This window comes from Rhizobium sp. BK008 (assembly GCF_014197345.1).
In the GTDB taxonomy this organism is placed as follows: domain Bacteria; phylum Pseudomonadota; class Alphaproteobacteria; order Rhizobiales; family Rhizobiaceae; genus Rhizobium; species Rhizobium anhuiense.
The window spans coordinates 277,988-291,957 of sequence record NZ_JACIFK010000008.1 but is presented as its reverse complement, the minus strand read 5'-3'; the positions used below and the strand labels follow the sequence as shown (position 1 = coordinate 291,957).

The 13,970-nt window shown below is 61.8% G+C and carries 11 protein-coding genes; 6 read left to right on the top strand and 5 right to left on the bottom strand.

Going from position 1 to position 13,970, the window contains the following annotated elements:
- Positions 1 to 143: 143 nt before the first annotated feature.
- Complete coding sequence (locus FHT69_RS27370; protein WP_047616260.1) at positions 144 to 893, top strand: hypothetical protein; 750 nt, start codon at positions 144 to 146, stop codon at positions 891 to 893.
- A gap of 167 nt (positions 894 to 1,060) precedes the next feature.
- Here the strand turns inward: FHT69_RS27370 and lysS are convergent, their stop codons facing one another.
- From lysS to FHT69_RS27345, 5 genes are all read right to left on the bottom strand, one after another.
- The gene (gene lysS / locus FHT69_RS27365) at positions 1,061 to 2,557 is read right to left on the bottom strand and encodes a lysine--tRNA ligase (RefSeq protein ID WP_097543071.1); all 1,497 of its coding nucleotides are present in this window, start codon (positions 2,555 to 2,557) and stop codon (positions 1,061 to 1,063) included.
- A 22-nt stretch (positions 2,558 to 2,579) separates the two neighbouring features.
- Entirely contained in the window at positions 2,580 to 4,046 is a 1,467-nt protein-coding gene (gene gltX, locus FHT69_RS27360) for a glutamate--tRNA ligase (RefSeq protein WP_183906210.1), read from the bottom strand.
- A 245-nt stretch (positions 4,047 to 4,291) separates the two neighbouring features.
- The gene (locus FHT69_RS27355; RefSeq protein WP_183906209.1) at positions 4,292 to 5,041 is read right to left on the bottom strand and encodes a TerC family protein; all 750 of its coding nucleotides are present in this window, start codon (positions 5,039 to 5,041) and stop codon (positions 4,292 to 4,294) included.
- A gap of 106 nt (positions 5,042 to 5,147) precedes the next feature.
- Positions 5,148 to 5,987: an AraC family transcriptional regulator gene (locus tag FHT69_RS27350; protein ID WP_047616266.1), complete on the bottom strand. Its 840-nt coding sequence runs from the start codon at positions 5,985 to 5,987 to the stop codon at positions 5,148 to 5,150.
- Positions 5,988 to 6,092: 105 nt separating this feature from the next.
- A complete protein-coding gene (locus FHT69_RS27345) occupies positions 6,093 to 6,773 on the bottom strand; it encodes a TetR/AcrR family transcriptional regulator (protein WP_047616269.1) in 681 nt (226 codons plus the stop codon).
- Between the two features lie 152 nt (positions 6,774 to 6,925).
- On the opposite strand from FHT69_RS27345, the gene FHT69_RS27340 reads away from it, so the two are divergent.
- The 5 genes from FHT69_RS27340 (at position 6,926) to xylA (ending at position 13,950) form a co-directional block, all read left to right on the top strand.
- Positions 6,926 to 8,140, top strand: a complete 1,215-nt coding sequence (locus FHT69_RS27340; protein WP_063475291.1) for an HlyD family secretion protein — start codon at positions 6,926 to 6,928, stop codon at positions 8,138 to 8,140.
- 27 nt (positions 8,141 to 8,167) lie between these two features.
- Complete coding sequence (locus FHT69_RS27335) at positions 8,168 to 9,766, top strand: DHA2 family efflux MFS transporter permease subunit (RefSeq protein ID WP_047616274.1); 1,599 nt, start codon at positions 8,168 to 8,170, stop codon at positions 9,764 to 9,766.
- Positions 9,767 to 9,974: 208 nt separating this feature from the next.
- A complete protein-coding gene (locus FHT69_RS27330) occupies positions 9,975 to 11,000 on the top strand; it encodes a LacI family DNA-binding transcriptional regulator (RefSeq protein ID WP_047616276.1) in 1,026 nt (341 codons plus the stop codon).
- A gap of 21 nt (positions 11,001 to 11,021) precedes the next feature.
- A complete protein-coding gene (gene xylB / locus FHT69_RS27325; protein WP_047616278.1) occupies positions 11,022 to 12,476 on the top strand; it encodes a xylulokinase in 1,455 nt (484 codons plus the stop codon).
- Between the two features lie 163 nt (positions 12,477 to 12,639).
- Entirely contained in the window at positions 12,640 to 13,950 is a 1,311-nt protein-coding gene (gene xylA, locus FHT69_RS27320) for a xylose isomerase (protein ID WP_047616280.1), read from the top strand.
- Positions 13,951 to 13,970 lie beyond the last annotated feature (20 nt).

The following is a 13,970-nucleotide window of genomic DNA, read 5'->3' as shown; positions in this document are numbered from 1 at the left end:
CGGCCTAAAAAAGTGGACCTTTTTTGGTGTTTTTCCAAAATGGCGCAGGCTTTGCGCGCCCACTTAAACTTTCTGAAACGTCATTTCCTTAGCGTTCTCAGCACTAGTCCTGCGTTGGAGTTTCAGATGGCGGAGCAGTTGGCGTGAAGGCCTTACTGCGCATCTTCCGGCCCTCCCGGAAATTGGCAATCATCATCGGTGGAGTCGCTCTTCTGGCGGGCGTTTCCGGCGGTGCGGCGGTCTATGTCGGCAAGGACAGGCTGATCGGCGCTGCTGGTGGCGGCTACGGGCTCGAATGCAGCGACGTCAACCTGGTGACGATCCGCAAGCAGAACCACGTCTGGGTGCGCAAATACATCAAGACCGAACCGACCGACGGGATGACGCGCGTCAGGACCGCGCTTCGTGTCGCCCAGGCCGTTTATGCCGCGCAGAAGCCGGATCTGGTGCAGGTGGTGGTGCTCGACGAGAACGGCCCGACGTTGCGTGCCGACATTCGCGGCCGGGCGATCGGCGCCGATGTCGTCTATATCCCGCATCCCGATCAGACCGTTCCAGGCCTTAACGACAAGTCCTATACGGCGCGCTATTATGACGGCAAGGCCAGCGAAAACGGGCTGTTCTTCGGCGAGCGCATAGACATGCCGTCCGAGGAGGTCGCCATGATCAGCGCCGCCTTCAAGGATCCCGAGGATTGCGTCGACCCGGTCGCGGTCGGCTCGACGAAGAACGGGGAAAAAGCCAGGGAAACGAAGGCTGCCGGCGGCGGCCATGGTGCCGCACCGGCGGGCGAAAGCGAAGCTGCGCCTGCCGCAGAGGGCGGGAGCGCCGATGTGGTGGCGGAGGCCCCGGCCGAAGAGCCGCCGGAAACCGCGCCTGCCAAGAAACACTGATTAAACGGCATGAAAAAGCGGAGCGCCGGCTACAGCGCCGCGCGTCTTTCAGACGCGCAAAGGACGCTGTCGCACTTTGAATGGCTGCATAATTTTATCCGTAAATCGATTCCGATTTAAGGAATTATGCAATGGCACTCCGCTTCGTTTCTCTGCGTCTTTTTCCGTCAGTCGGCCTTGTTGCGGCGGGCCGGGAAGAGGATGACGTCGCGGATCGACGGCGCGTTGGTGAGAAGCATGATGAGGCGGTCGACGCCGATGCCGAGGCCGCCGGCCGGCGGCATGCCCTGATCGATCGCGTCGAGGAATTCCTCGTCCAGTTGCTTTTCCTTCTCGCCGCGGGCATGCGCCTGTTCGAGCTGCTCGACCATGCGGCGGCGCTGCTCTTCGGGATCGTTGAGTTCCGAGAAGGCGTTGCCGAGTTCCCAGGCGTTGCAATAGGTCTCGAAACGTTCGACGAGGCGCGGCTCGCCCGGCACTTCCTTGGCGAAGGGCGAGATGTCCTTCGGGAAATGCGTGACATGCGACGGCTGAATCAGTGTCGATTCAACCTTTTCCTCGAAGATGAAGGCGAGGCATTCGCCCCAGGTCCAATCCTTCTCGACCGCGAAGCCGGCAGCCTTGGCGGCGGCGCGTGCCTCGTCATCGGTCTTGATGGCGCGGAAATCGATGCCGGTGGCTTCCTTGACGGCATCGGGCATCGGCACGCGCTTGAACGGTCCCTTGAAGGAGATCCGCTTGTCGCCGAAGTCGAATTCCGTCGTGCCGTGAATGGAGAGCGCCAGGGTCTCGAACAGCCGCTCGACGAGGTCCATGACGTCCTCGTAGTCGGCATAGGCCCAATAGCATTCCATCATGGTGAATTCGGGATTGTGCCGGGTGGAGACGCCCTCGTTGCGGAAGTTCCGGTTGATCTCGAAGACCTTGTCGGTGAGGCCCGAGACCAGCGTGCGCTTGAGGAACAGTTCCGGCGCGATGCGCAGATACATGTCGAGCTTGAGCGTGTTGTGATGCGTCTTGAACGGCTCGGCGGTGGCGCCGCCATAGACCGAATGCAGCATCGGCGTCTCGACTTCCATGAAGCCGTCATTTTCCATGAAGCGGCGGATGCCGGAGACGATCTTCGAGCGCTGCTGGAAGCGGAGCTTCGAATCCTCGTTGGTCATGATGTCGAGATGGCGCTTGCGGTACCGCAGCTCGATGTCGGAGAGGCCGTGCCACTTCTCGGGCATCGGCAGCAGCGACTTCGTCAGCATTTCGATCTTCTGCGCATTGATCGTCAGCTCGCCACGCTTGGTGCGGCGGACGATGCCGGTGACGCCGATGATGTCGCCGATGTCGATCATCGGCAGCAGGGCGCGGGCCTCCTCGCCGGTGACGTCCTTGTGCGAGAAGATCTGGATCTTGCCGGAGGCGTCATGGATATCCATGAACATGCCGGAGTTGCGCGAGGAATAGACGCGGCCGGCGACGGTGACGACATCCTGCGTCTCTGTATCCGGCTCCAGGCTCTCGTATTTCGCGGTCAGCTCGGCATTGCCCATCGTCCGATGGAAATGCGCCGGATAGACCTCGCCGATCTGTTCGCGCAGCAGCTTCAGCTTCTGGGCGCGCACCTCAGTCGCGTCGGAGGAGAGGGTGTTTTCGGTCTTGTTGTCAGCCACTGTCGAAATCCTCTGACTGTTCTTACTTCGAGCCGACGAGGGCGGCGACCGCCTGTGCGGCGAGCTTCAGGCGCTGGCGTACGACGGAGCGGCCGAGGATCGCCATGGAATCAAAGAGCGGCAGGGACCGCGACGAGCCGGACACGGCGACGAAGAGCGGCGAGACCACGACCTTCAGTTTCTTGCCCATGCGGTCGGCGATCGCGCGCAGCTCGGCCTCGATCGTCTCGACATTCCATTCCAGGATCTTTTCGAGATCCGGCTGAACGGTGTTGAGGATCTCGAGGATCTCCTCCGGCGGCGACTTGATCTTGGCAAAGTCGGAAGGCTGCAGGCCGAGATCGGACTTCAGCAGGAAACCGGCGAGATCGGGCAGCTCGCCGAGCTTGGAGATGCGCGTCTGCGACAGCCGCAGGCCTTGCTTCAGACGATCGTTTTCCATCGCCCAGCTCAGCACGCGCGCCTGGAATTCTTCTTCCGACAGCTTCTCGCGGATCCAGCGGCCGTTCAGCCAGTCGAGCTTCTGAATATCGAAGATCGCACCGGCCTTGGAGAGGTTTTCCGGGTCGAATTTTTCGGAGAGCTCGTCTATCTCAAGCAGCTCTTCGCCTTCGGCGATCTGGATGAAGAACAGGCCGAGGAAGTTCATCAGCGCTTCCGGGATATAGCCGAGCGCGGAGTAATAGGAGATCGAGGTCGGGTTCTTGCGCTTCGACAGCTTCGATTTGTCGGCATTGCGCATCAGCGACAGATGCATGAAGACCGGCTGATCCCAGCCGAAGTAGCGATAGAGCAGGATGTGCTTCGGCACCGAAGCCAGCCATTCCTCGCCGCGCGCCACATGGGTGATCTTCATCAGATGGTCGTCGATGACGTTGGCCATATGATAGGTCGGCATGCCGTCGGCCTTGATGAGGACCTGCATGTCGACCGAATCCCACGGAATGGAGACATCGCCGTAGACCCCGTCCGTGAAGTCGCATGAGCCTTCGGCCGGAATCTTCATGCGGATGACGGTCGTTTCGCCGGCGGCCATGCGCGAGGTGACCTCCTCGACCGTGAGGTTGAGGCAGAGACCATCGTACTTCGGCGGCTTGCCGGCGGCGCGCTGGGTTTCGCGCATCTGCTCCAGCCGAGCGGGCGTGCAGAAACAGCGGAAGGCATGGCCCTTGTCCAGCAATTCCTGCCCGTAAGGCTGGTACATTTCCTTGCGGTCGGATTGGCGATAGGGGCCGTAGGGGCCGCCGATATCCGGGCCTTCCTTCCATTCCAGCCCGCACCATTTCAGTGCGTCCAACACCTTCGTTTCGAATTCCGGGGTCGAGCGCGTCGCATCGGTATCCTCGATGCGCAGGATGAACTCGCCGCCGTGCTTCTTGGCGAAAAGATAGTTGAAGAGAGCGATGTAAGCGGTGCCGACATGCGGCTCGCCGGTCGGCGAGGGAGCGATGCGGACGCGGACGCCGGTGGCTGTCCCGGAAACTGTCATTGTGTGTGCCCGTCAATGAATGCCGGACGGCTTTCATGGGGAAAGCGACGTTCGGCCGGAAGGATGCAGATATCTTCATCGGCAAACCGGCCGGAAAAGGGCATGCGCCCGCACTCTCCGCCGATCGTCCGTTCGGCTGGCCTTAGGCCATATTCAACCGGGCGCGTCAAGAAAAACCAGTTTGCAAAGGCCTGATGGCGGCGGGTGAGGGCGCGGCGCTTCGGCCGCGCCCTCCAGCCCAAGCCTCAATGGGCGGCGTCGCGTTTTCGCTTGCGGGCGTTGCGCGCGAACATGTTCAGCACCTCGACCAGCGCCGAGAAGGCCATGGCGGCGTAGACGTAGCCCTTCGGCACGTGGAAGCCCATGCCTTCGGCGATCAGCGTCGTGCCAATCATCAGCAGGAAGGCGAGCGCCAGCATGACGATCGTCGGGTTCCTCTCGATGAAGTTGGCCAGCGGGGTCGCCGCAACTAGCATGACGGTGACGGCGGCGACGACTGCGATCACCATGATCGGCAGATGCGGCGTCATGCCGACGGCGGTGATGATGCTGTCGACTGAGAAGACGAGGTCGAGCAGCAGGATCTGGCCGATGGCCGATGCAAAGCCGGTCGTTGCCGACGTGGCGATGAAATCCTCCTGATGGTCTTCCGGGTCGACGGTATGATGGATTTCCTTGGTGGCCTTCCAGACGAGGAACAGGCCGCCGGCAATCAGGATCAAATCCTTCCAGGAGAAGCCATGGCCGAAGGCTTCAAATAGCGGTTCGGTCAGTTGCACGATCCAGGCGATGGTGCCGAGCAGAGCCAGGCGCATGACGAGCGCAAGGCCGATGCCGATCTTGCGGGCCTTCTCCCGGTGCTCGGGCGGCAGCTTGTTGGTGAGAATGGAAATGAAGATCAGGTTGTCGATCCCGAGAACGACTTCCATCACCACCAGCGTGATGAGCGCCACCCAGGCGGCCGGATCCTGAATGAGCGTCATGATTTCCTGCATCAGCGTATATCCCTTTTGCGTCATATGGATAAATGACGCTCGCAATGTAATGACGCCGGCCTGCCAGACAAGCGCCGCAAGGGGGTATACGAAAGTGATGTGACTTTTATTCCTTGATCGGCAACCAGATTTCGGTGACGCCCATGCCGGTATAGGGATCGAAGCGCTCGTCGTAGCGTTCGAACATGTCGGGTATCTCGCCGTGCTCCAGGCCGGATGTCGGCCACCATGCGCCAAAAATCCGGTTCATCGTCGCCGGAATGCCCGAGACATGGCCGCGATGGCTAAAGACGACGTAACGCTGGCCGGGAAGCTTGAGCGTTGCAAAATCCGCCGGCAGATCGCCAGCATCGGCGATTTCGGCTGCGGCCATATAGCGGAATTTCTCCGCTTCGCCGGTGATATGCGTGCAGATGCCGTAGGCGACGTTGCCCTTCTGGCCGGGGATATGACCGAAATGGGCATTGAACTTCTGCCAGAGGGAGGGGATGGCGGCATTGCCACCATAGGGATAGATTTCCTGCAGGCCGGCAAAGAGCATCGGCGGAAGGGTTTCGAAGCGGGGCGGTTCGAGGTCGTTGAGGTGGGCGGGGTCCATTCTGATCGGCTCCAGCAAGATAAGGTTACGGGCGTGTCCCTGTCTGCGCACCGCATCCGGCGTCATGCCGAATTGGTCGCGGAAGGCACGGGTGAAAGCCTCGTGCGAGCCGTAGCCCGCGCAAAGCGCAACCTCGAGAATGGTCGATGAACCGCCGACCAAGGCCGGCACGGCGCGGCTGAGGCGCCGCCCTCTGATATAGCTGCTGATCGAGTGGCCGGTGACGAGCCCGAAGACGCGCGACAGATGGTAGCGCGACAATCCGGCGGCTTCCGATATCTCTTCCAGCGATATATCGCTTTCGAAATGGCTCTCTATGAACCAGATCGCCCGTCCAACGGCGCTCATCCTCACTCCCCTGGTTGCGGCTTCTTCCTTAAAGAAAAGCCGGCAGCCGGGTTTGATCGCAGTTGCGGACTTTTGGCCGATGGAGGCGGGCAGTCAAGGAGGCGGTCAGTCGGTCTTGTGTCGGGGCGCACCGTAGGCGGCCATGAAGACCCGGATGGCGCCGCGGATGACGCGCTCGATTTCGTCGCGAGACGGCGGTTCTTCCATGCTTCCGAACAGCCGGAGCTTGAAGAAGCTGCCGCTGGCGAGATCGAGAAACTGGCCGGCGGCCAGATCGATGTCGTCGATCTCAAATCTGCCTTCGGCGATGTGCCGCTCCAGGAAGTCGCGCATGATGGTGCGCAGGTTTTCCGGACCCTTGAAGAAGCGTTGACAGAGAACCGGCATGCGGTCGCGAACGCCGAGAACGGTGCGCATCGCGTTGATGACCTTTTCATCGGTCATATGGGTGACGAAGCTTATCCCGAATTCATACAGGCCGGCTTCGGGATCGTCATGTTCGGCAAGCGCCGTGCGCACGGCCGCCACGAAGGCGGCGCGCTCGGCCTCGATCATCGCCGAAAACAGTTCTTCCTTGTTGGTGAAATAGACGTAGAGCGTTCCCTTGGAGACACCGGCCTCGCGCGTCACGTCGTTCATGCTGGCGGCGTCGAAACCCATTTTCATGAAGACACGCTTGGCGCCGGCGAGAATCTGCTGGCGCTTGGCCGGATCTTCGCCTGCAGCAAATCGGCCTCCGGGCGCGGGAGGGCTGAAGACGGCGGCGTGGTCGGGGTTCAGCGTCATGTCTCCTTAACCGTGTTGACGGTTTCGTATTTTCTTTAAAAGAAATCGAACCGATTGGTTCTATACATCTTGATATGACGGTAAAACAGGTTTAAGTCAACTGAACCGAACCGTTCAGTTCGATTATTTACTCCAAGATCGGTAAAGTGGCCATGTCGAGCAACCAGAAGAGCAATGTCGCGCGGATTGTCAGCGAAAACGCCGAGACCGAAGAGGTCAAGGCCGAGGTCGCAGCTGTTGCGGAAGCTCCGACGGCGGAAGCCCGCGAAGTCCCTTCCACTCCCGCCCAGTCGGCGCCGGCCTCGGTCGCCGCACCTGCGGCTGCGAAGAAACGCCGCAGCCCGGTGCTGCCGATCGTCGTGCTCGCCCTTCTCGCGGGCGGCGGCTGGTATGGTTATGAATGGTGGACGAACGGCCGCTTCATGGTGTCGACCGACGACGCCTATATCGAGGGCGATATTGCAACGATTTCGCCGAAGGTCACGGGCTACGTCGCGAAGGTGAATGTTGTCGCCAACCAGGAAGTCAAAGCGGGCGACGTGCTTGCCACGCTTGATAACGGCGACTATCAGAACGCCCTCGACCAGGCCCAGGCCCAGATCGCCACCGAACAGCTTTCGCTGCAGCGTATCGACGCGCAGATCGAAGGCGCCAATGCGAGCCTCGTGCAGGCGCGGGCGCAGAAGGTGGCACTCGAAGCGGCCGTTCGCGGTGCCGAGATCACCCAGAAGCGCCAGAGCGAGCTTCAGGCGAAGTCGGTCGGCACTGCCGCCGATCTCGACAACGCCAACATCGCTCTCGATCAGGCCAAGGCCAATCTTTCCGGCGGCGATGCCAACATCGTGGTTGCGCAGGCCAATGTCACCATTCTCCAGGCCCAGCGCAAAGAGGCTGAAGGCTCGGTCCGTTCGCTCGAGATCTCGCGCGACAAGGCTGCCCGCGACCTTTCCTTCACCGTGCTGAAGGCGCCTTATGACGGCATTGTCGGCAACCGCTCGGTCCAGGAAGGCGATCTCGTCTCGCCCGGCCAGCGCCTGATGGCGCTCGTTCCGGTGCGCCAGCTCTATATCGACGCCAATTTCAAGGAAACGCAGATCCAGCATCTGGTGGCGGGATCGAAGGTCAACGTGCATGTCGATGCCTATAGCGATCATCCGATCGTCGGCACCGTCGAATCGATCTCGCCGGCATCCGGCTCGGTCTTTTCGCTGCTGCCGCCGGAAAATGCGACGGGCAACTTCACCAAGGTGATCCAGCGCGTGCCGGTGCGCATCGCGCTGCCGCAGGATGCGCTCGATAGCGGCCGTCTGCGCGCGGGCCTGAGCGTCGTCGTCGACGTTGACACCCGTACGGCGCCGAGCAAGTAAGCCTTCAGGAAAGGCAGAGGTGATCTGATGGCCGGCAGCGCGACAGCAACGGCGGGGACGATGCCGGCGGCACCCGCCCATGCCGACGAGCGCATGGACCCGAAGAAGCTCATCGCCTTCTTTGCGATGGTGCTCGGCATGTTCATGTCGATCCTCGACATCCAGATCGTCTCGGCCTCGCTTGCGGAAATCCAGGCCGGCCTTTCGGCCGGCAGCGACGAAATCGGCTGGGTGCAGACATCCTATCTGATCGCCGAAGTGATCATGATCCCGCTGTCCGGCACGCTGGCGCGCATCATCTCGACGCGTTACCTCTTCGCGATCTCGGCTGCCGGCTTCACCATGGCGAGCGCGCTGGCGGCGACGGCGACGAATATCGACCAGATGATCGTCTACCGGGTCATCCAGGGCTTCATCGGCGGTGGTATGATCCCGTCGGTCTTCGCAGCCGCCTTCACCATCTTCCCGCCGTCGAAGCGCAGCATCGTCTCGCCGATCATCGGTCTGATCGCGACGCTGGCGCCGACCATCGGCCCGACCGTCGGCGGCTACCTCAGCCACGCCTTCTCCTGGCACTGGCTGTTCCTCGTCAACATCGTACCCGGCATCATCGTCACGATCGTCACCTGGAACTTCATCGATTTCGACAAGCCGGAACTGTCGCTCTTCAAGAAGTTCGACTGGTGGGGGCTGATCTCGATGGGCGTCTTCCTCGGCGCGCTGGAATATGTGCTCGAAGAGGGCAATTCGAACGACTGGTTCAACGACAGCTCGATCACCATCGCAGCGGTCGCTTCCGGCGCTGCCGCCATCATCTTCTTCTATCGCGCCTTCACGGTGGAATTCCCCGTCGTCGACCTCAAGGCCTTTGCGAACCGGAATTTTTCCTTCGGCTCGGTCTTCTCCTTCGTCATGGGTATCGGCCTCTATGGCCTCACCTATATCTACCCGGTCTATCTCGGCCGCATCCGCGGCTATGATTCGCTGATGATCGGCGAGACGATGTTCGTCTCCGGGCTTGCGATGTTCTTCACCGCGCCGATCGCCGGCCGGCTGTCGACCAAGATGGACCTGCGCCTGATGATGGTGATCGGCTTCGTCAGCTTTGCCGCCGGCACCTTCATCATGATGCATCTGACGGCGGATTGGGATTTCTACGAACTCTTCATCCCGCAGATCCTGCGCGGCTTCGGGCTGATGATGTGCATGGTGCCGATCAACAACATCGCGCTCGGCACGATGCCGCCTTCGCGCATTCGCGGCGCGTCCGGCCTGTTCAACCTGACCAGAAACCTCGGCGGCGCCGTCGGCCTTGCCGTCATCAACACCGTGCTCACCAACCGGCAGGACGTGCACTACGAGCGGCTGCGGGAGAATATGGATTGGGGCAATCCGGCGGCGGTCGACCAGATGAACAACATGGCCGCCAATTTCAACACCTACGGCATGGATGGCGCCTCGGTCGCAGTCAAGCAGATGGTCGGCCTTGCCACCAAGCAGGCGATCATTCTCTCCTTCAGCGACGTATTCCTGATCCTGACCGCGCTTTTCCTGGCGATGATCCTCGGTGTCGCCATGATCAAGAAACCCGCGCCGCAAGGCGGGGGAGGCGGTGGCGGCCACTGACCTCCGGCCTGCCGCCCCTTGAAAAGGCCCTCTTCGGAGGGCCTTTTTGTTGCTGTTTTCCGGCCGTCGTGTCATCAGGCGAATGATCGCCGGTCGGATCGATCCGAATCGGGTAGGCCATGCCGGAAAACCACGCGGAAACCGGCCCGTTCGATTTTTTGATTTACGTACATCAAAATTGGCGCTAATGGTCTCGTCAGGAGGAATGATGAGACCAACCGTTCACGATATCGCCGCCGCCGCCGGTGTCAGTCTGGCGACTGTCGACCGGGTTCTCAACCAGCGGCCCGGTGTGCGCCACGTCACGCGGGAAAAGGTCGAGACCGCGATCCGCGAGCTCGGTTATGTCAGAGACGTCGCCGCCGCCAATCTTGCCAAAGGGCGCACCTATCCGCTGGTCTTCATCCTCCCGGCCAGCGACAACTCCTTCATGCACGGGCTCAATGCCGAGATCCGCCAGGCAGTCCTCCGATCGTCGGCCGAGCGCACCGATATCCGCACGATCGAGGTGCCGGCCTTCGATCCCGCAGCGCTTGTCTCGGTGCTCGAGGAGCTTTCCCGGGAAAAGCCCTGTGGCATCGCACTGGTTGCGACCGATGCGCCTGGCGTGCGCGCCGTCGTCGACAGGCTGGTGCGCGAGCGTTTTCCCATCGTCACCTTGGTTTCCGATCTCACCGGCTCGCTGCGCCATCACTATGCCGGCGTCGACAATATCGCCGCCGGGCGCACGGCGGCTCGCCTGCTCGGCCGATTCCTCGGACCGAAAAAAGGCGAGATTGCCGTGCTTGCCGGCTCCATGCTGGTGCGCGACCATCGCGAGCGGCTGGAGGGCTTCACCGCCGTCATGGCCGAGGAATTTCCCGATCTGGCGATTCTGCCAGTCCTCGAAGGCCGCGACGACCCCGAGATCGCCCATATGCTCGTTGCCGACGCGCTTTCCAGGAATGCCGGCATCATCGGCGTCTACAGCCTTGGCGCCGGCAATCGCGGCCTCATCCGGGCGTTGAAGGAGAAGGCCGTCGATCGCGTGCTGACGGTGATTGCCCACGAACTGACCGCCCACACGCGTGCAGCCCTGATCGACAATACGATCGATGCGATCCTCAACCAGGACGCCGGCCACGAGGTACGCAGCGCGATTCGCGTGCTGAAAGCCAAGGCGGACGGGCTGGCCGTCATCGAGGCGCAGGAGCGCATCCGCCTCGACATATTCCTGAAAGACAATCTGCCGTAACGGCAAAGGGAGAAATACCACATGTATCTGGGTCTCGATCTCGGAACCTCCGGCGTCAAGGCGATGCTGATCGATGGTGATCAGAAGATCGTCGGCTCGGCCAATGGTTCGCTCGACGTCTCGCGTCCGCATTCCGGCTGGTCGGAGCAGGAGCCAGCCCACTGGGTGCGGGCCACCGAGGAGGCTGTCACCGGCCTCAAGGCGAAACATCCGAAAGAGTTCGCCGCGGTCAGGGGCATCGGCCTTTCCGGCCAGATGCACGGGGCGACGCTCATCGATGCCAGCGATAAGGTCCTGCGGCCCTGCATCCTCTGGAACGATACGCGCAGCTATGTAGAGGCCGCGGCGCTCGATGCCGATCCGCGTTTTCGCGCGCTGACCGGCAACATCGTCTTCCCGGGCTTCACGGCGCCGAAGCTCGCCTGGGTCCAGAAGCATGAGCCCGATGTCTTCGCCAAAATCGCCAAGGTGCTGTTGCCGAAGGACTATCTGCGTCTTTGGCTGACCGGCGAATATATTTCGGAAATGTCGGATTCGGCCGGCACGTCCTGGCTCGACACCGGCAAGCGCGCCTGGTCGTCGCAACTGCTCGCCGCCACCAACCTTTCCGAGGCGCAGATGCCGGCGCTTGTCGAAGGCACCGCGCAGGCCGGCAAGCTGCGGTCTGAACTGGCGGCGCAATGGGGTATTTCCGGCGATGTCGTCGTTGCCGGCGGCGCGGGCGACAATGCAGCCTCGGCCTGCGGCATGGGCACGGTCAGCGATGGCGCCGCTTTCGTCTCGCTGGGCACGTCGGGCGTGCTTTTTGCCGCCAACGGTTCCTATTTGCCGAAACCGGAAAGCGCCGTGCATGCCTTCTGCCACGCGCTGCCGAACACCTGGCACCAGATGGGCGTCATACTGTCGGCGACCGATGCGCTCAACTGGCATTCCGGCGTGACCGGCAAGTCGGCCGCCGATCTTACCGGCGAACTCGGGGAGACGCTGAAGGCGCCCACCGGCGTCACCTTCCTGCCCTATCTCTCCGGCGAGCGCACGCCCCACAACGATGCCGTCATCCGCGGCGCCTTCATCGGCCTCGAACATGAAAGCAGCCGTGTCGTGCTCACCCAGGCGGTGCTCGAAGGCGTCGCCTTCGCCATTCGCGACAATCTCGAAGCCCTGCGTTCGGCCGGCACCGGCATATCCCGGGTCACGGCAATCGGCGGCGGGTCGCGCTCGCGTTACTGGCTGGCCTCGATTGCGACCGCGCTCGGCGTTCCCGTCGACCTGCCGGCCGACGGCGATTTCGGCGCCGCCTTCGGTGCAGCCCGCCTCGGCCTGATCGCGGCAACGCGGGCAGATCCCATTGCCGTCTGCACGCCGCCGGTAACGGCCGGAACGATCGAGCCGGTGTCGGCGCTGAGCGGCGCTTACGAGGATGCCTACAAGCGCTATCGGGCGCTCTATCCGGCGATCAAGTCGCTGGCGCATTGAGATCGAGGCGCCCCCTCACCCTACCCTCATTCGAGGGAGCCGCGACGTTGCCACAAGTTTCTTCTCCCCGCCGGGGAGAAGGTGCGGCAGGCGGATGAGGGGGCCTCTGGCATAGACTAACAATTCAGAACTTCGAAAAGATACGAACCCAAGGAGACCCAACATGAGCACCGGATTTTTCGGCGATATCCAGAAAGTGAAATACGAAGGCCCCGACAGCACCAATCCGCTGGCCTTCCGCTATTACCAGCCGGACGAGATCGTCATGGGCAAACGCATGGAAGACCATCTGCGCTTTGCGGTGGCCTATTGGCACACCTTCACATGGCCGGGCGGCGACCCCTTCGGCGGCCAGACCTTCCTGCGTCCCTGGTTCGAGGACACGATGAAGGCCGCCAAGCTCAAGGCCGACGTCGCCTTCGAATTCTTCTCGCTGCTCGGCTCGCCCTACTACTGCTTCCATGACGCCGACGTGCGTCCGGAGGGCAAGAATTTCGCCGAGAACACCAAAAACCTCAACGAGATCGTCGATTATTTCGCCGAGAAGCAGGCCGCAACCGGCACCAAGCTGCTCTGGGGCACGGCGAACCTCTTCTCTCACCGCCGTTACATGTCGGGTGCGGCGACCAATCCGGATCCAGATGTCTTTGCTTTCGCAGCCGCGACGGTCAAGACCTGCATCGATGCCACGCAGAAGCTCGGCGGCGAAAACTACGTGCTCTGGGGCGGCCGCGAAGGTTACGAGACGCTGCTCAACACCGATATCAAGCGCGAGCTCGACCAGCTCGGCCGCTTCCTCAACCTCGTCGTCGAATACAAGCACAAGATCGGCTACAAGGGCACGATCCTGATCGAGCCGAAGCCGCAGGAGCCGACCAAGCACCAGTACGACTATGACGTCGCGACCGTCTACGGCTTCCTCAAGAAGCACGGCCTTGAAAACGAGGTGAAGCTCAATATCGAGCAGGGCCACGCAATTCTTGCCGGCCACTCCTTCGAGCACGAGCTGGCGCTTGCCAATGCGCTCGGCATCTTCGGCTCGATCGACATGAACCGCAACGACTACCAGTCCGGCTGGGATACCGACCAGTTCCCGAACAATGTTCCCGAAATGGCGCTGGCCTATTATCACGTTCTGGCAGGCGGCGGCTTCAAGACCGGCGGCACCAACTTCGACTCGAAGCTTCGCCGTCAGTCGCTCGACCCGGCGGATCTACTGATCGGCCATATCGGCGGCATGGATTGCTGCGCCCGCGGTCTGAAGGCCGCTGCTAAGATGATCGAGGACAAGGCTCTGTCGCAGCCGCTCGCCGATCGTTATGCCGGCTGGGAATCCGCCGAGGCGCAGAAGCTCTTCCGCGGCGAGTATTCGCTGGATGAGATCAGCCATTATGTCGAAAGCCACGACGTCAACCCGCAGCCGAGATCCGGCAAGCAGGAGCTGCTGGAAAACGTCGTCAATCGTTACGTCTGATAAAGCGCGCCGGCGGTCAT